Annotated in this window: 20 protein-coding genes; 3 read left to right on the top strand and 17 right to left on the bottom strand. The window is 57.1% G+C overall.

Going from position 1 to position 15,674, the window contains the following annotated elements; genetic code table 11:
• Positions 1 to 24 precede the first annotated feature (24 nt).
• The 13 genes from QRN55_RS14690 to rplU all read right to left on the bottom strand — a co-directional run bounded on the left by QRN55_RS14690 (position 25) and on the right by rplU (position 11,516).
• A complete protein-coding gene (locus QRN55_RS14690) occupies positions 25 to 1,221 on the bottom strand; it encodes a divergent polysaccharide deacetylase family protein (RefSeq protein ID WP_284777264.1) in 1,197 nt (398 codons plus the stop codon).
• A gap of 66 nt (positions 1,222 to 1,287) precedes the next feature.
• A complete protein-coding gene (locus QRN55_RS14685) occupies positions 1,288 to 2,616 on the bottom strand; it encodes a S41 family peptidase (protein WP_111840451.1) in 1,329 nt (442 codons plus the stop codon).
• Positions 2,606 to 4,054 (bottom strand): murein hydrolase activator EnvC family protein, encoded by a 1,449-nt coding sequence (locus QRN55_RS14680; RefSeq protein ID WP_284777263.1) that lies wholly within the window; start codon positions 4,052 to 4,054, stop codon positions 2,606 to 2,608. The genes QRN55_RS14685 and QRN55_RS14680 overlap by 11 nt, the downstream gene beginning before the upstream one ends.
• A 57-nt stretch (positions 4,055 to 4,111) precedes the next feature.
• Entirely contained in the window at positions 4,112 to 4,594 is a 483-nt protein-coding gene (gene rlmH / locus QRN55_RS14675) for a 23S rRNA (pseudouridine(1915)-N(3))-methyltransferase RlmH (RefSeq protein ID WP_111840450.1), read from the bottom strand.
• 103 nt (positions 4,595 to 4,697) lie between these two features.
• Positions 4,698 to 5,141 (bottom strand): ribosome silencing factor, encoded by a 444-nt coding sequence (gene rsfS / locus QRN55_RS14670; RefSeq protein WP_162694618.1) that lies wholly within the window; start codon positions 5,139 to 5,141, stop codon positions 4,698 to 4,700.
• A gap of 92 nt (positions 5,142 to 5,233) precedes the next feature.
• On the bottom strand, positions 5,234 to 5,818 hold the full coding sequence (locus QRN55_RS14665) for a nicotinate-nucleotide adenylyltransferase (protein ID WP_111840533.1): 585 nt from the start codon (positions 5,816 to 5,818) through the stop codon (positions 5,234 to 5,236).
• A 42-nt stretch (positions 5,819 to 5,860) separates the two neighbouring features.
• The gene (locus tag QRN55_RS14660) at positions 5,861 to 7,147 is read right to left on the bottom strand and encodes a glutamate-5-semialdehyde dehydrogenase (protein WP_284777262.1); all 1,287 of its coding nucleotides are present in this window, start codon (positions 7,145 to 7,147) and stop codon (positions 5,861 to 5,863) included.
• Positions 7,140 to 8,309 (bottom strand): glutamate 5-kinase, encoded by a 1,170-nt coding sequence (gene proB / locus QRN55_RS14655; RefSeq protein ID WP_284777261.1) that lies wholly within the window; start codon positions 8,307 to 8,309, stop codon positions 7,140 to 7,142. Before proB ends, QRN55_RS14660 begins: the two co-directional genes overlap by 8 nt.
• Complete coding sequence (gene obgE / locus QRN55_RS14650; protein ID WP_112499044.1) at positions 8,306 to 9,373, bottom strand: GTPase ObgE; 1,068 nt, start codon at positions 9,371 to 9,373, stop codon at positions 8,306 to 8,308. Before obgE ends, proB begins: the two co-directional genes overlap by 4 nt.
• A 181-nt stretch (positions 9,374 to 9,554) precedes the next feature.
• Positions 9,555 to 10,133 carry a GNAT family N-acetyltransferase gene (locus QRN55_RS14645; protein WP_284777260.1) on the bottom strand — a complete coding sequence of 193 codons (579 nt, stop codon included), beginning with the start codon at positions 10,131 to 10,133 and terminating at the stop codon, positions 9,555 to 9,557.
• Positions 10,130 to 10,762 (bottom strand): GNAT family N-acetyltransferase, encoded by a 633-nt coding sequence (locus QRN55_RS14640; RefSeq protein ID WP_284777259.1) that lies wholly within the window; start codon positions 10,760 to 10,762, stop codon positions 10,130 to 10,132. The genes QRN55_RS14645 and QRN55_RS14640 overlap by 4 nt, the downstream gene beginning before the upstream one ends.
• 129 nt (positions 10,763 to 10,891) lie before the next feature.
• A complete protein-coding gene (gene rpmA / locus QRN55_RS14635; protein ID WP_111840445.1) occupies positions 10,892 to 11,161 on the bottom strand; it encodes a 50S ribosomal protein L27 in 270 nt (89 codons plus the stop codon).
• Positions 11,162 to 11,201: 40 nt separating this feature from the next.
• Positions 11,202 to 11,516, bottom strand: a complete 315-nt coding sequence (gene rplU / locus QRN55_RS14630) for a 50S ribosomal protein L21 (protein WP_045230876.1) — start codon at positions 11,514 to 11,516, stop codon at positions 11,202 to 11,204.
• 326 nt (positions 11,517 to 11,842) lie between these two features.
• Between rplU and QRN55_RS14625 the strand changes: the two genes are divergently transcribed.
• A complete protein-coding gene (locus QRN55_RS14625; RefSeq protein WP_062452937.1) occupies positions 11,843 to 12,283 on the top strand; it encodes a metallopeptidase family protein in 441 nt (146 codons plus the stop codon).
• Positions 12,284 to 12,310: 27 nt separating this feature from the next.
• On the opposite strand, the gene QRN55_RS14620 is transcribed toward QRN55_RS14625, so the two are convergent.
• Both QRN55_RS14620 and QRN55_RS14615 read right to left on the bottom strand, forming a co-directional pair.
• Positions 12,311 to 12,517, bottom strand: coding sequence for a DUF1737 domain-containing protein (locus QRN55_RS14620; RefSeq protein WP_284777258.1), 207 nt, complete (start codon positions 12,515 to 12,517; stop codon positions 12,311 to 12,313).
• Positions 12,514 to 13,425, bottom strand: a complete 912-nt coding sequence (locus QRN55_RS14615) for an HpcH/HpaI aldolase/citrate lyase family protein (RefSeq protein ID WP_284777257.1) — start codon at positions 13,423 to 13,425, stop codon at positions 12,514 to 12,516. Before QRN55_RS14615 ends, QRN55_RS14620 begins: the two co-directional genes overlap by 4 nt.
• 111 nt (positions 13,426 to 13,536) lie before the next feature.
• Here QRN55_RS14615 and QRN55_RS14610 point away from each other — a divergent pair, with 111 nt between their 5' ends.
• Complete coding sequence (locus QRN55_RS14610) at positions 13,537 to 13,773, top strand: hypothetical protein (RefSeq protein WP_284777256.1); 237 nt, start codon at positions 13,537 to 13,539, stop codon at positions 13,771 to 13,773.
• Between the two features lie 293 nt (positions 13,774 to 14,066).
• Positions 14,067 to 14,600, top strand: a complete 534-nt coding sequence (gene ppa / locus QRN55_RS14605; protein WP_284777254.1) for an inorganic diphosphatase — start codon at positions 14,067 to 14,069, stop codon at positions 14,598 to 14,600.
• 81 nt (positions 14,601 to 14,681) lie between these two features.
• Here ppa and QRN55_RS14600 read toward each other — a convergent pair whose 3' ends face one another.
• Both QRN55_RS14600 and QRN55_RS14595 read right to left on the bottom strand, forming a co-directional pair.
• Positions 14,682 to 14,972: a YggT family protein gene (locus QRN55_RS14600; protein ID WP_111840440.1), complete on the bottom strand. Its 291-nt coding sequence runs from the start codon at positions 14,970 to 14,972 to the stop codon at positions 14,682 to 14,684.
• A gap of 204 nt (positions 14,973 to 15,176) precedes the next feature.
• Positions 15,177 to 15,668 carry a tellurite resistance TerB family protein gene (locus tag QRN55_RS14595; protein WP_111840439.1) on the bottom strand — a complete coding sequence of 164 codons (492 nt, stop codon included), beginning with the start codon at positions 15,666 to 15,668 and terminating at the stop codon, positions 15,177 to 15,179.
• Positions 15,669 to 15,674: the final 6 nt, after the last annotated feature.

Raw genomic sequence — 15,674 nt, 5'->3', positions numbered from 1 at the left:
TTTGAGATTGAGAGTGTCAGAGACTTACTGTTCGGTCTTCTCTGAGACAAGCGCGGAAACGCCGACGATTTCGATCCCTCGGGCTGCGGCCTCGACTGACCATTTCGAAATGGCACCAATGCTTTCGTCAAAGGCGGAGGCAACGCCAATGGCAGTGCCGTTGCGTCGGGCGATGCGCTCCAGATCATCGAGCTTGCGCAGGATGGCATTTTCGTTGACCTGGTCGTCAAGTTGCAGGTCGGCAAAGCCTGCGGCGGTGGAGAGTGCCTTGGTCACAGGTCCGCTTTTCGACTGCGCGGAAGAACCATCGTCGATGAACAGAAGGCCCCGTTGGCCGATGTCTTTGATAATGGGTTCCAGAGCCTTTTCGTCTGCCATGAACCGCCCGCCGAGGTAATTCATGATGCCGGTGTAATTGGTGATCTTACCCATGGCGCGGTGCAGACGTTCCAGATTGAGCTTAGCTGGCCCGGCGACGAGCAGCGTATCAGGGCCCGGATTGGTGCCGGGATAACCGAAGGGCTCAAACGGCACCTGAAGCAAAATTTCATGGCCTTCGCGGCGACCTTCCTGCATCCAGCGTTGCAGGCTGTTTCCGCTCGCAGCAAAGCCGAGGGTTACCTCAGGCGGCAGGTCGCGGATCGCCTTCTGGGTTCCCGTCTGGCTGAGACCCAACCCACCCACGATGATCGCGATGCGCGTTCCTCTGGAACCGGACCATGGTCTTGCATATTGCTCCATCGGTCGTAGACCGCCTGCGCTGACTTTCGGCAACCTTCCGAAGGCCGTGTCTTCCAGCAAATCTTCGTTGGGCTGCGCAGCAAGTCTGGGGTCTTGCCCGTAGGTCTGGCCAGTCATCAGAACGGGGCCGTCGCCCTCGCGCTGCCGTGGAGAAAACGTCGAAACCACGTTGCCGTCAGGCATCGTCTGTCTCTGCACATTCGCACCAGACCGCCCGCTTTGAGGCGCAAGCGGATCGACAGAGCTCTTGTCAGGCGGCGTTTGCGCAGATGTATTGGGATCACCGTTGTCCATCGCAACATCGGGCGCGGTAGAGGCTCTTTGGAGATTGCCGGGAGATAGCGCGCTATAGACCGACAAAGCGCCAATTCCACCAATCGCGATCACGACCAAAGCACTGAGCGCAGAAAAGCGCCAGAACGATCCGGCGCTTTTCTTTCTCTGTCGACCCATAAGCGGTTTGCGCAGGTCTGAAGGCAATGAACTATCCGTGGCTGACGTTATCGCGGGGCGAACGGCATGGAGCGTTCTCCATACCTCCTGTCCTTACTGCTTGTTGACCACAGCCTTGTCTGGGTTTGGCGGGAAGGAAGGGTCTGTCTTCGTACCGTGGAAGAGGTCCAGCGCGTAGTTGAGCTGGATATCATCCTTGGCTTCCGGCGGCACATAGGCGGCAGAACCTGAACCTTCGTCCGTTTCGCTCTGGCCCTGAATATGGCCGCGCAGGCTCGATTCGCCCTCGGCACGAACACGGCCCTGCAGCTCTTCCGGCAGAGGCTGGTCGACCTTGATGTCAGGTGTAATGCCTGTGCCCTGAATGGACTTGCCCGATGGCGTGTAATAGAGCGCCGTCGTCAGACGTAGCGCACCGGTATCACCGAGCGGGATGATCGTCTGGACAGAGCCTTTACCGAAGGACCGCGTTCCGAGAACCGTCGCACGACGAAGATCCTGAAGCGCTCCGGCAACGATTTCCGATGCGGATGCCGAACCACCGTTGACGAGAACGATCACCGGCTTGCCATCGGTCAGATCACCAGCCGTTGCGTTGAAGCGGCGGGTTTCTTCCGGGTTACGACCGCGGGTCGAGACAACCTCGCCACGTTCCAAGAAGGCGTCGGAGACGTTGATCGCCTGGTCGAGCAGACCACCCGGGTTAAGACGCAGATCGAGGACATAGCCCTTGAGCTTGTCGGCGGGCACGTCTTCCTTGATCTTCTTGATTGCCTTTTCGAGATCGTCATAAGTCTTTTCCGTAAAGGAAATGACGCGCAGATAACCGACGTCGCCGCCTTCGACACGCGACTTGACGGCGCGCACGGCGATGATTTCGCGCATCACGCTAATGTCGAGCGGCTTGTCGGCACCCTGACGGATGATCGTCAGCTTGATCGGTGTCTTGACCGCGCCGCGCATCTTTTCGACGGCTTCTTCGAGCTTCAGGCCACGGACAGGCTGGCCGTCGATTTCAGAAATGAAGTCACCGGCGAGAATGCCAGCTTTCGCAGCAGGGGTGTCATCCATTGGCGAGATGACCTTGACCAGCTCGTTTTCCATGGTGACTTCGATGCCGAGACCACCGAATTCACCCTTCGTCTGGGTGCGCATGTCGTTGGCGTCCTGCGCGTTCAGAAAGCTGGAATGCGGATCGAGCGAGCTCAACATGCCATTGATGGCATTTTCGACCAGCTTCTTATCGTCCGGGGGCGTCACATACTGGGCGCGAACGCGCTCGAATACGTCACCGAAAATCGACAGTTCCTTGTAAGTCGAAGGACCGGCAGCCTGTGCCGGCATGCTTGCCGAATAGATGACGCTCATCGCTGTGGCACCCATAAGTCCACCGATGAGGAGAAGTGAAGCCTTACGAATCATTACGCGCCCTTCCGGTATTTTTTGCGGTCCACCATGGCTGAGAATCAACCGGTACGCCGTCTTTCCTGAATTCAATGTAAAGCGTCGGCCTGTCAGTTTCCAGCGCCAATGCAGCAGCACTTGCCACTCTTTTTGCGCCCATGGATGCGATGGGTTCGCCAGAGAACACAAACATGCCCTGCCTCGTCCTCACATTGTCCATGCCCGTCAGAACCAAATGGTAGCCGTAACCGGCATTGAGAATAATCATGCGGCCGTAACTGCGAAACTCTCCGGCGAAGACCACGAAGCCGTCCGCGGGCGCCGTTACCAGAGCTTCAGGGCCTGTCGCCACCACCATTCCCTTTGAGAAATGTCCCGTACCATCGGCATCGCCGAACCGTCGAAGCACATCTCCAGAGACTGGCAAAGCCAATTTACCCTTCAGAGTCGAAAACGGATATGCGGGCGCAATGCGGTTTTTATCGGGCATTCCGGCGTCGGTTTGGGCCTGCACCTTATCGCGTTCAGACTGGGATAAAGCGGCCAGTCTTTCCTGTTCCAGACGCTCTTTTTCCTTGGCTTCTCGCACAGAGGATATCTCGTTTTCAAGCGATGACACCAGCCCTTCCAGACTGGTCGCCTTGCTCGCAAGTTCTTCAGAACGCTTGCGTTCTGCTTCCAGTTCGCTTGCGGTCTGGGTATTGCGCTTTTCATTTTCCAGACGCAAAAGATCGAGCCGTTTTTCTTCTTCGAGGCTCGCGGTCATCGTGGTGGTCAACTGTTCCTTCTCACCGGCTATGGCCTGTCTCACGTCGGTCAACTCTTTGAGAGCGGAGACGAGCTTCTCGGTCTCCGACCGGATGCCCGGAACGACGGCACCGAGAAGAATGGCGCTGCGCACGAATGCCAATGCATCTTCCGGCGAAACGAGCAAAGCGGGGGGAGGGTTGCGGCCCATGCGTTGCAACGCGGCCAGCACTTCAGCCAGCACGCCGCGCCGTTCCCGCAGGGACGCCTTGACGTCATCCTCACGGATGTTCAGCTTGGCCAGACGGTCCTCGCCATCATTGATCTTGTCTTCCAGATCTTTTCGACGCTGTGCGGACGCGATCAATTCATCCTTGATGCGGACGGTGTCCTGATTAAGGGCCGCTATGCTTTCCTGCAATTGCCGGGTTTTGTCCTCGGAAAGGCCGATGCTGTCGACCAGTTCCTGCAAATCCTGCCGGTTCTGGTCGCGGCGCTTTTCAAGCGCGTCCAGTTCGTCTGGCGCCAGGTTTTCCTGTGTGGCCGATGGAGCGCTGAGGTCATCCGGGTCGCGCGCCAAGGTGACGGACGGCTGAAAAGCAACCGTGCATGCAGTGAGGATCAGGCTCGAAAGAGCTGCCCATTTGTATTTTCTGCATGTCTGGATCATCGCAACCGGGTCTTCGCAATCGACGGGATTGGCGACCATACGCTGCTTCGCCGATTTGCGCCAATAGGGACTTTCAGCATGTCGAGATGATGGCCGTCATACCCGATGATACGGATGGCCCGACAAAATCGTGACAGCACGGTACATCTGTTCGGCAATCAGTATGCGCACGAGTTGATGCGGCCAGGTGAGTTTGCCAAGGCACAGCACCGCCGATGCCTTGTCGTAAAGGGATGGGTCGAGCCCGTCGGCTCCGCCTATGGCTATCACGAGGTCGCGCTTGCCGCTGTCGCGCATCGTTCCGAAAAGGTCTGCAAAGCCTGGGCTGTCCAATGCCTTGCCCCGCTCATCCAGCAGAATAAGAGCAGCACCGTCGGCCAGATGCTTTTCCAGCATCGCCGCTTCTTCGCGCTTGCGGGTGTCTGCGTTCGAGGCCCTGCTTTCGGCCACTTCGATGACACGTGAGAATTCCAGCCCGATGGCCGGGCCGGTTTTTGCAAAACGGTCGAGATAACGCGATGCAAGGTCTTTCTCAGGGCCGGATTTGAGTCGTCCCACAGCAAAGATTGAAATCCGCATTCACACATCCATCCCTATCGCAAACCTTGTCAGGCGCGCTTCTATCAGGACAGGCAACAGATTTCCATGTGGCCGACAGTTGGTGTCGGCCCTGGAAGCTGCATCAGTGAAGCGTTTCTTCCTCGATATCAGGTGCAGCCCACATCTTCTCGATGTTGTAGAAGGCTCTGACCTCGGGACGGAACACGTGAATGATGACATCGCCGGCGTCGATCACGACCCAGTCTCCGGCCTCAAGGCCTTCGACACGGGAATGGCCGAAACCATCATCTTTCATGTCGGAGATCAGGTGTTCGCAGATCGCGGAAACATGCCTGTTCGACCGCCCGGAGACTACGACCATGTAATCCGCAAGCGCCGACTTACCGGCAATGTTTATTGAAACGATGTCTTCTGCCTTGGAGTCCTCGACGCTGGCGAGAACGGTGTCAAGGGCGCGGCGGGCGGCATAATCGCCACTCTCCGGGCCTTTTGGGAGAACGCTGAAAGCTCTTCCCTTGGTGTGTACTGTTGTCAGTGGTTTTCCCTTCCGAAAATGACAAACCAGATACTGCGCAGCGATTCTTTACGCCACAAACTAAAGTTGGCATCAAAGTCTTAACTTTTCAAGATGTGGCCCCGGACTGTACGCTGCATACTTCATCTATTGTCGTTGCGCAGGGCCGTGGAACTCAACGTGGAGCGAGGGCCGTGGATGAAAACCCAGGCGGGTGCGGTCTTCGTCCATAAAACGCCCGCGTCGTCTTCATCGATCCGGGCGTGGCTGAACGCCTGCGCCATGGTGGATGAGAGGTAGGCCAAGGTGGCGCCGGGCCTGTCGATTACGGCGATGGGGAATGTTTCAGCGATCTTGCGCCACTTCTGCCAGCGGTGGAATGTGCGCAGATTATCTGCCCCCATGATCCAGATGAAACGGACATGCGGGTTTCGTGCCTTGATCTTGGCCAACGTATGGGCGGTGTAGCTGACGCCGAGAGATTGCTCGAACCCCGTGACCTTGACGCGCGGATCGCTGATCAGTGTTTCACAGGCTTCGATACGGTTCTTTAGCGGCGCGAGATCGGCCTTGTTCTTCAAAGGATTACCCGGCGTGACCATCCACCAGAGCTGGTCGAGCCCAAGCCGCCGCAGGGCGATTTCGGCAACAAGTGCGTGGCCTGCATGGGGAGGATTGAAGGACCCGCCGAACAGGCCGATCACCATGCCGCGCTCGGTGTGCGGCATGGTCAGATAGCGCTTGTCCAAACCGGCATTGTCTTCCAATGATCAGGCCCGCGTCTGGCCGGTGCCATGCACTCGGTACTTGAAGGATGTCAGTTGCTCGACACCCACCGGGCCGCGCGCATGCATCTTGCCGGTTGCGATACCGATTTCCGCGCCCATGCCGAATTCCCCGCCATCGGCAAACTGTGTCGAGGCATTGTGCAGAAGGATCGCCGAGTCAATTTCATTGAAGAAGCGCGCAACGACCTCGGGATCTTCGGCAATCACGGCTTCCGTGTGGTTGGAAGAGTATGTACCGATATGTTTGATAGCACCTGAGATACCATCCACGACGTTGACCGAAATAATGGCGTCGAGATATTCCGTGCGCCAGTCTTCTTCCGTCGCCGCTTTCACGCCTTCGACGGCTTGCTGCACGATCTCGGAGCCACGCACTTCGCATCCGGCATCTAGCAAAATGCTGACCAATGGTTCCAGATGCATCGATACGGCAGCGGCATCGACCAGCAGTGTTTCTGCCGAACCGCAAATGCCGGTGCGGCGCATCTTAGCGTTCAGCACGATGTTTTTCGCCATATCAAGATCAGCCGACTTGTCGACGTAAACGTGGCAGATGCCTTCCAGATGCGCGAAGACGGGAACGCGGGCTTCGGACTGCACGCGAGCGACAAGGCTCTTTCCCCCTCGCGGTACGATCACATCGACGGTGCCGCCGAGACCGCCCAGAAGGCTGCCGACTGCTGCCCGATCTGTGACTGGCACGAGCTGGATAGCATGCTCTGGAAGTCCGGCAATTTTCAAACCTTCAACGAGGCAAGCATGGATAGCGCGCGATGAATATTGCGAATCGGAGCCGCCGCGCAGGATCACGGCGTTGCCCGCCTTCAGGCACAGCGCACCTGCATCCGCCGTCACGTTCGGGCGGCTTTCATAGATCACGCCGATGACGCCAAGCGGGGTGCGAACACGTTCGATCTTCAGGCCATTGGGACGATCCCAGGCGGCGATGACTTCGCCCACGGGATCGGCGAGCGCCGCGATGGAGCGGATGCCTTCTGCAATGCTGGCAATGCGCGTCTCGTCCAGTTTAAGGCGGTCGATGAAAGATGCCGCAACGCCTGCTTCCGTCGCTGCCGCCACGTCCTTGGCGTTGGCTTCCATGATACGGTCACGCGACGCTTCGATGGCGGAGGCCATGGCCAGCAAGGCGCGGTTTTTCTGGTCGGCAGAGGCGATGGATAACGGTCGCGAAGCAGCCTTTGCCTGAGCGCCGATGGACATCATCAGCGTTTCCAAATCATGGCTCTGCTTCACGGCCTGTTCAGGCATCGACCTCATCCTTCTTCGTATTGTTTACTTTGACGGACACGCCCGTCATGACGAGATCGTCGCGATGGATCATCGCGGCGCGACCGACATAACCGAGGATCGCCTCGATCTCGTTCGACTTGTGTCCGTTGATCTGCCGTGCCTCTTCGGCATCGTAACCGGCAAGACCACGGGCAATTTCGCGCCCCTGTGCGCCCATGATGGCAACCGCATCACCACGTCCGAAATTGCCTTTCACCAGCGTCACACCGGCGGGCAAGAGACTTTTTCCGGCGTAAAGCGCCTTTTCGGCACCTGCATCCACATGCAGTTCGCCGGCAGGCTGAAGCTGCCCGGCGATCCATGTCTTGCGGGCGGTGACGGGCGTGCCTGATGGTGCAAACCACGAGGAGCGCGCGCCATTTTCAATGGCCTTCAGCGGATTGAGCGTCTTGCCGGATGCGATGATCATTCCGCAACCGGCTGCTGTCGAAATCTTGCCCGCATCGATCTTGGTGCGCATGCCACCACGCGACAATTCCGACGCTGCACCACCGGCCATGGCCTCGATCTCAGGTGTAATCTCTGCAATGGTTTCCAGAAATTGTGCGTCGGGATCGAGATGCGGCGGAGCGGTGTAAAGCCCATCGATGTCAGACAGCAGTATCAGAAGGTCTGCGCCCGTCATGGTGGCCACGCGTGCTGCCAGACGGTCATTGTCGCCATAACGGATTTCCGTCGTCGCAACCGTGTCGTTTTCGTTGATGATCGGAATAGCACCGATCTTCAGCAACTGGTTGATGGTCGCGCGTGCGTTGAGATACCGGCGACGCTCTTCCGTGTCGGACAACGTCAGCAGAATTTGTCCGGCGACAATATCATGCTTGGAGAGGCTTTCCGACCATGCGCGTGCAAGGGCGATCTGGCCAACCGCCGCCGCCGCCTGGCTTTCCTCCAGCTTCAAAGCGCCGGAAGGCAGGCCCAGAACGGTGCGCCCCAGCGCAATAGCGCCTGACGATACGACCTGCACGTCCGCACCATTCTTTTTCAGCTCCGCGATATCCTCGCAGATCGCATCCAGCCAATCGGTCTTGAGGCCGCTTTTGCGGTCAACCAGCAGGGCAGAACCGATCTTGATGACGATGCGGTGATGTTTGCCGAGAGGTTTTCGCGCCGCTGTCATAGGCGGTCGTCTCCATCCTCGATCTCGTCTTCAACGGGCATGGAGCGATCCGGCATCGCGGTGTCGCCGCCACGGCTGTCGGAGACGATGATGTCGCGAAGCTCGCGAAGGGCTTCCAGCATACCTATATGAGCTGCGGCGGACAGAAGAAGCGGAGGACGGCCACAGGCCTTTTCCAGTTCCTTCGCTTTTTTCTTCAGCTCTTTCTCGTCCAAAACGTCGATCTGCGAAAGTGCCACGATCTCAGGCTTTTCCGTCAGCCCGCCGCCATAGGCATCGAGCTCTTTTTTGACCGTCTTGTAGGCTTTGCCAACGTTTTCTTCCTGCGCCGAAACGAGGTGCAGCAGAACGCGGGTGCGCTCGACATGACCGAGGAACCGGTCGCCGATGCCGACACCTTCATGCGCGCCTTCGATCAGGCCGGGAATGTCAGCCAGAATGAATTCACGTCCATCGATGGTGGCAACGCCCAGATTGGGGTGCAGCGTGGTGAAGGGATAGTTGGCGATCTTCGGGCGCGCCCGCGTGACCGTGGCCAGAAATGTGGATTTACCCGCGTTGGGCAAACCGACCAGACCGGCATCGGCAATCAGCTTCAGGCGAAGCCAGATTGTCTTTTCCTCGCCCGCAAGACCGGGATTGGCGTGGGTTGGTGCCTGGTTGGTGGAAGATTTGAAATAGGCGTTGCCGAAACCGCCATTGCCACCGGCAGCCAGACGGAAACGCTGGCCCTCCTTGGTCAGGTCCATGATCAGCGTTTCATTGTCTTCTTCGAAGATTTGCGTACCGACGGGCACGCGCAGGACAACGTCAGCGCCCTTTGCGCCGGTGCGAGTCTTGCCCATGCCGTGCTGGCCGATGGTGGCCTTGAAGTGCTGCTGGAAGCGGAAGTCAATCAGCGTGTTGAGGCCATTGACGACTTCTACCCACACGTCACCGCCGCGTCCGCCGTCACCGCCATCAGGGCCGCCGAACTCGATGAATTTTTCACGCCGGAAGGATACGGCGCCTGCGCCACCATCGCCCGAGCGAATGTAAACTTTTGCTTCATCGAGAAATTTCATCGTCTTGGCCGTTCTGTCAGCTTAGTGGCAATTCCAGCAATGGCTTGCGGTCTTGCTTTTTTAAAAAAAGGATCTGCCGATCCAAATATAGGCGCGGGCTCTCAAGGTCAAAGATTATCGTGGCGCGAGAGCCGATAGGGCAAGGCCGGTTTGCGATGAAACCGGCCTTGTTTCGATTTCTTCACGGTCGGGCCGCGCGAAATGCTTCTGCGGTCAGTGCGGTGTCCAGATGCGTGACCATGCTTGCTCGGGCGACAGCATAGACTTCCTTGCATCCGATGATGTGAAAACCGATCTTGTCTTGCACGCGCAACGAGGCCGGGTTGTCAGCAAACATCCCGGAATAGAGCACTTCGCCGGGCTTGCGCTCGAAGAAATGCTCAACGACCGCCGTCACAGCTTCGGTCATGTAGCCCTTGCCCCAATGGGCGCGACCCAGCCAGTAGCCAAGGCGCCACTCGCCATGAAGCCTCTCGATCGAGACCGCGCCGATCAGAGTGTCATCGCCGCAGGTTATCGCAAAATCCCAATCCGGCAGGGTGCCGGATGTGCGAAGGACCAACCACTCTAGCGCATCTTGCTTATAATAGGGCGCCGGAGCCCTCGCCAGCATGCGCGTGACCTGAAAATCGCTCAGCGATTCCGCAATGCTGCCCGCATCCGAAAGGCGCTGCGGACGCAGCACCAGACGGGTAGTGTTCAATGTCGGGCAGGGGCTTTGCGCAGCCGCTGGAGAACGCATCAACTGAGTCGTGCTCATCGCATATCTCCCCAGCTTCTGAGCGATACCCATGTCTTGCGATCCAGCCTGTACCATTCGACCGGAACCATGCCGCCAAGCGCCAGCGAACCGACCATGCCGGAACCCTGAAGCTGGAAGCCGCACTTTTGTATGACGCGGCGCGATGCGAGGTTTGTGACCCGGCAGCGCGCATCGATCTGGTCGATATCACGGGTCCGAAACGCCATGTCGATCAGCGCATGGGCCGCCTCGGTGGTGTAACCCCTGTTCCAGTAGGGCTCGCCCAGCCAATAGCCCATTTCGAGGGTCTTTTCGTCCTCCTGCGGTTCCAGCCCGCAGCAGCCCATAAACTCGCCGTTCTCCATGCGGGTAATCGCATAGACGCACTTGCCAATCTCGCCCACATTTGCACGTCGCACGAAATCCGCGGCATCTTTGGCCGTGTAAGGGTGCGGCATACGCGACACCATGGTCGCAATGTTGGCGTTGTTGGCAAGATGGGCAAGGGCGTCAATGTCTTCTTCGTGGGGCTTACGCAGAACGAGCCTTTGCGACAATAAGACGGGGCAATCGCTCCTTGACCTATCAGGTCTCGGACTTTCTTCGGGTGACCGTGATTGGTCTACCCTTAACAATTCAGCTTGCATGGTTCAGTCCCTCCATGAGGTTAAGAAAAAAGGGGAGTTGGGTGGTGCCCCAACTCCCCTTTTTTGTGACTGAACCTGTTACGTCTCAGCCGGGTCATTGGGACACCGGCTGCATATGACGCGACCGGCTTATTCTGCTGCTTCCGCTTTCGGTGCCACAGACACGTAAACGCGGCCATTGCCCTTCGTGCGGAAGGCTACGTTACCGGCTGTCAGCGCGAAAATCGTGTGGTCCTTGCCGAGGCCGACGTTGGCGCCCGGATGCCACTGCGTGCCGCGCTGGCGCAGAATAATGTTGCCTGGAATGACAGCTTCCCCGCCGAACTTCTTTACGCCAAGGCGCTTGGAGTTGGAATCGCGACCGTTACGCGAAGAACCACCAGCTTTTTTATGTGCCATTGGATTGCTCCTTTAAACCTAGTTTCCCGTGTCGCGCCGATTAGGCAGCAACGATGTCCGTGATACGGACGACGGTGTGATGCTGACGATGTCCGCGCGTACGCTTGGAGTTCTGACGACGACGCTTCTTGAAGGCGATGACCTTCTTGCCGCGATTGTGTTCGACAACTTCGGCCTTGACCGTTGCGCCTGCAACGAAAGGTGCGCCGAACTGTGCGTCAGCGCCAACGCCGATCACGAGAACTTCGGTGAATTCTACAGTTGCGCCAGCGTCTGCTTCCAACTTTTCAATTGTGAGCACGTCGTTGGCCGCTACACGGTACTGCTTACCGCCGGTCTTGATGACTGCGAACATTTTTTACCCTTTCATGTTCGTTCCGGCTCTGCGCGCAAATGCGTGCTGGCCGTCTTTTTATCAGTCGAATAGCGGAGATTTGGGAGGTTTGAGGCCTCTTGGAACCCTGCCGGTGAAACCGCTTTTGACAAAGCGATGCAAACAGAAGGCGCAATACGCCATCAATTTGGCTGCGAAATACGCGAGGTCATCGTTTCTGTCAAGATCAAAAGGCCCTGAAAACAAGGCGACGAGCAAGAATCGCCTGTGATTTTAACCCTTGTGGCAAACAGGCCTCGAAATTTTTTCGCCAAGGGTTTATATGGGCGTCACAACAAGGAGCAGAAATGGCCCGCATAGACAAAACCGACGATTGGCGGGACCGCCACGCGCCGACAATTTCAGCGTTTGAATCACTTGCTATCGAGGCATATGGCCATTTGCCGGAAGAGTTTCGTGCGCTGACGAAGGACCTCATCATCGAAATCGCCGATTTCCCGACCGATGAGGTGTTCGAAGACATGGCGCTTGAAACGCCGTTCGACTTGCTCGGCCTGTTCGAAGGGCGCGGCATTTCCGAGCGTTTCACGATGGAAACCGGCGAGATGGTCAACCGCATCACGCTATATCGTCGTCCGATCCTGGATTACTGGGCCGAGAACGAGGAAACGCTGGGCGATATCATCACCCATGTCCTCATCCACGAAATCGGCCATCACTTCGGCTTGTCCGACGACGATATGGAGCGGATCGAAGAAAGCGCAGATGAGGCAGCGACGGATCGCTGATCCGCCGTTGCGCCGCATTTTTGAGCCTTACTGCTCGCCCAGCTTCATATCCGGGTTGTATTCCTTGCCTTCGACCGTTTTCGTGATGGCCTGTCCGCAGTGCATGATGCCTGCCGCCGCGTTGAACGCGTAGCTTGGCGAGCCTGCCAGTTCCCAGCCCTTGTTGAGGGCTTCGGTAACGCGATGGCAGAACTTCGCATCATCCGGGCCCGTGATAAAACGATAGACCTTCATGTTTCCTGTCCTTTTCTTCGGGCAATGACGTTCATTAGCGCGACCAGTCTTTCAGCCTCGCTGACGTGAAGCCGCTCGATCATTCGCCCATTGTCGTTGATGACATTCAATCCCACAGATTCCGGCTTGGCGAAAGCGGCAATGATGTCTTGTGCCTCGCTCAACTCTTCATGCGTCGGTGCAAACGCCCGGTTGGCCGCGTCGATCTGTGCCGGGTGGATCAGCATCTTGCCATCGAAGCCCATGGCGCGGCCCTGTTCGCATTCGCTGGCGAAGGCGTCCAGATCGCTGAAGTCGTTGGAAACACTATCGATGACCTCAAGTCCGTAAGCTCTGGCGGCCAACACGATCTGCATGAGCCAAGGCAACAGTGTATGGCGCCCCGCTCGGGAAGGAACGCGTGTTTCCTTGCGAAGATCGTTGAGGCCGACGATGAAGCCGCCAAGACGAGACCCTTGGGTATGTGACGCTTCGGCAATCGCGGCTGCATTCAGGACGCCTTTCGGCGTCTCGATCATCGCCCAAATTTTTATGTCCTCGGGCGCATCGGCTTCCGCCAGAACGTCTGCGATATCGTGAATATCGGAGGGGTGGTCGACCTTCGGCACCAACACGGCATTTGGTCTGCATTCCAGAACCGCGACGAGATCAGCACGTCCCGCAGCACTGGAAAGCGGATTGATACGGATGATGGATTCGCGCTCGTTCAACCGTGTCTCTTTGAAGAAAGACAGGAGATTGCGGCGCGCGTCGTCTTTCATGTCAGGTGCAACGGAATCTTCCAGATCGAAAATCACGCCGTCGCAATCCAGATTCGGCACCTTTGCCAATGCGCGTGAATTGATGGATGGCACCGAAAGCAGAGAGCGGCGCGGACGGACAGTATTGTCGAGATAAAAATCGGCCATGCCGCACTTGTGTCAACCTTTTGTGACATTCGCAAGAAGATAGACAGTGTGATTCCTCTTGCAAGCGGTGCACGGAAGGACCACATTCGTCAGGACAGAAAGGTTTGGACAATGCAGGGCATACGTACATTCTTCATCGCGGCTTCGAGCATCGCAGTTCTGGCGCTTGTCGCACTCTTTACCGCTTCTCTGACGGTCGCTTTTGTAGGCGTACTCGCCGTTATTAGCGTGGTCAGGCTGGCCTCTTCCCGTCTCAAGCAACAGCCTATTCCGGTCAAAACCCGCAGAGATGAGCAGCAGACCATGCGCGTTTGGAACGATGGTCGCGGTACAATCATCGATCTCTGATCCGAAGACCGGTTCATAGTCTCTAAGTAAGCAGGAGCGACGGGCATTCCGACGCTTCGTCTTGCATTGCAGGCGTCTCACCCGTGCTGCGTACGTCGAATGACGTTCTCTGAAAAGTCCATGGCACTATATTGTTGCCCACGCCTCTGATGGCTTATTTGCGCGCCAAATCACTGCAATTGAACCTGTATTTGCTTCGTTGAGTTTGCGTCAAATGGGCGATGTTGTGTTGCAAAGCGGTCGTTTTCCCAGTATCGACATGCCAGTTAAACCCACCTAATCGAGGGAAGCGAATGCGTATCGATGCAATTTCTATCGGCAAGAACCCGCCGGATGACATCAATGTGATTGTGGAAGTGCCGGTCGGCGGACACCCGATCAAGTATGAAATGGACAAGGACGCGGGCGCTCTCGTCGTTGACCGTTTCCTCTACACCCCGATGACCTATCCGGGTAATTACGGCTTCGTGCCCCATACCCTGTCGGAAGATGGCGATCCTATCGATGTGCTGATCTGTAATACGCGTCCGCTCGTTCCAGGTTGCGTGATCAACGTGCGCCCGATCGGCGTGATGATCATGGAAGATGATGGCGGCAAGGACGAGAAGATTCTCGCAGTTCCTGCGCCGAAGCTGACACAGCGCTACGACAAGGTGCAGAACTATACCGACCTGCCAGAAATTACGCTGAAGCAGATCGAGCATTTCTTCGAGCACTACAAGGATCTGGAGCCCGGCAAATGGGTGAAGATGGGCGGCTGGCAGAACGTGGACGTTGCCAAGAAGCTGATCGTCGAAGCCATCGATCGCTACAAGGCTCAGGCCTGATTTAGGTCAAGGCTGGATAGACTGATTGAAAACCTCCGGGTCGTCGCCGATCCGGAGTTTTTTTATGTCTGAGACTAAGGTTCAGGCAACCAACGGGTAAATGGTGTTCCACATCAAGGAGCGAATGAAGAAGATCAGGAGCAGCAGGATGATGGGCGAAATATCGATGCCACCGAGGTTGGGAAGAACGCGGCGAATGGGACGCAGCGCTGGCTCCGTGACATTGTAAAGGAAGCTGCCAATCGAGCCGACGAACTGGTTCGAAGAATTGATGACGTTGAAGGCGTAGAGCCAAGAGAAGAGAGCGCTGGCAATCAGCACCCATGTATAGAGGTTCAGGGCCAGATCTATTGTCTGAAACAGGGCAAGCATCAATGTCTCCAATCGTTGTTGAGTGACATTTAGACATTCGCAGATCAACCGGCAAGGGGAAGCGCCAATGTGCCCGTCGCGCTTGGTTAACCGGCCTCTTTCATGAGGAGCTTTGAGAGCGGCAACGCTTTACCCGGCACGACCACACCACCGCCATAAAACTTAGGAAATTGTTGCCAGGATCGGCGCCAGCAAGACTTGGTGTCAAACTGCGTCTTTGTGACTTTCGCTATCCTCGGAAATGTTCACATGGGTTGCAGCCTGTTGGCGTTGCAACACTCTGTCGCGGACAGATACGCCGAGCAGGTCGGCAACGCGCCAGATCACGTGATCTTCCATTTCGTTGCGCTCTCCGTCGGCATAGACGATGTCCCAGAGGATGCCGATGAGTTCGATGCGTTTTTCTTCGTCGAGGTGGCGGCGGATATCTGCCGTGAAGCGGTAATAATCAACCGCTTCTCGGCCAGCCTCGCGACCAGCGTCCATTAAGGCTTCCAGTTTGCCGGAGGAAAGCTGATAGTGCTCCTGCAGCAGCTCACGCAGGCGTTTACGCTCGACGTCGGAAACGGTGCCATCTGCTTCCATGACCTGAAAACAAAGGGCGGCAATTGCCACCCTCAGATCGTCGGGTGCGAAATCCTGCTGGTTCCCGCCGTGGGTCAGGTTTTGAAAGAACGACTGGATGCGATCGAACATGATTTT

Origin of the sequence: Agrobacterium sp. lyk4-40-TYG-31 (genome assembly GCF_030209855.1) — a bacterium.
GTDB classification, from domain to species: domain Bacteria; phylum Pseudomonadota; class Alphaproteobacteria; order Rhizobiales; family Rhizobiaceae; genus Agrobacterium; species Agrobacterium vaccinii.
The sequence above is the reverse complement of the archived record's forward strand: the minus strand, read 5'-3'. Positions and strand labels throughout refer to the sequence as shown.

Bases quoted from the DNA above. Each gene is read 5' to 3' on its own strand.
- QRN55_RS14665 (WP_111840533.1), bottom strand. From the start codon at position 5,818: ATGCCGCACACCGAGCGCGGCATGGTGATCGGCCTGTTCGGCGGGTCC.
- QRN55_RS14595 (WP_111840439.1), bottom strand. From the start codon at position 15,668: ATGTTCGATCGCATCCAGTCGTTCTTTCAAAACCTGACCCACGGCGGG.
- QRN55_RS14600 (WP_111840440.1), bottom strand. From the start codon at position 14,972: ATGCTTGCCCTGTTTCAGACAATAGATCTGGCCCTGAACCTCTATACA.
- QRN55_RS14685 (WP_111840451.1), bottom strand. From the start codon at position 2,616: ATGATTCGTAAGGCTTCACTTCTCCTCATCGGTGGACTTATGGGTGCC.
- rlmH (WP_111840450.1), bottom strand. From the start codon at position 4,594: ATGCGGATTTCAATCTTTGCTGTGGGACGACTCAAATCCGGCCCTGAG.
- QRN55_RS14645 (WP_284777260.1), bottom strand. From the start codon at position 10,133: ATGAGCACGACTCAGTTGATGCGTTCTCCAGCGGCTGCGCAAAGCCCC.
- rpmA (WP_111840445.1), bottom strand. From the start codon at position 11,161: ATGGCACATAAAAAAGCTGGTGGTTCTTCGCGTAACGGTCGCGATTCC.
- QRN55_RS14660 (WP_284777262.1), bottom strand. From the start codon at position 7,147: ATGCCTGAACAGGCCGTGAAGCAGAGCCATGATTTGGAAACGCTGATG.
- proB (WP_284777261.1), bottom strand. From the start codon at position 8,309: ATGACAGCGGCGCGAAAACCTCTCGGCAAACATCACCGCATCGTCATC.
- ppa (WP_284777254.1), top strand. From the start codon at position 14,067: ATGCGTATCGATGCAATTTCTATCGGCAAGAACCCGCCGGATGACATC.
- QRN55_RS14610 (WP_284777256.1), top strand. From the start codon at position 13,537: ATGCAGGGCATACGTACATTCTTCATCGCGGCTTCGAGCATCGCAGTT.
- QRN55_RS14620 (WP_284777258.1), bottom strand. From the start codon at position 12,517: ATGAAGGTCTATCGTTTTATCACGGGCCCGGATGATGCGAAGTTCTGC.
- rplU (WP_045230876.1), bottom strand. From the start codon at position 11,516: ATGTTCGCAGTCATCAAGACCGGCGGTAAGCAGTACCGTGTAGCGGCC.
- QRN55_RS14640 (WP_284777259.1), bottom strand. From the start codon at position 10,762: ATGCAAGCTGAATTGTTAAGGGTAGACCAATCACGGTCACCCGAAGAA.
- QRN55_RS14615 (WP_284777257.1), bottom strand. From the start codon at position 13,425: ATGGCCGATTTTTATCTCGACAATACTGTCCGTCCGCGCCGCTCTCTG.
- QRN55_RS14680 (WP_284777263.1), bottom strand. From the start codon at position 4,054: ATGGTCGCCAATCCCGTCGATTGCGAAGACCCGGTTGCGATGATCCAG.
- obgE (WP_112499044.1), bottom strand. From the start codon at position 9,373: ATGAAATTTCTCGATGAAGCAAAAGTTTACATTCGCTCGGGCGATGGT.
- QRN55_RS14625 (WP_062452937.1), top strand. From the start codon at position 11,843: ATGGCCCGCATAGACAAAACCGACGATTGGCGGGACCGCCACGCGCCG.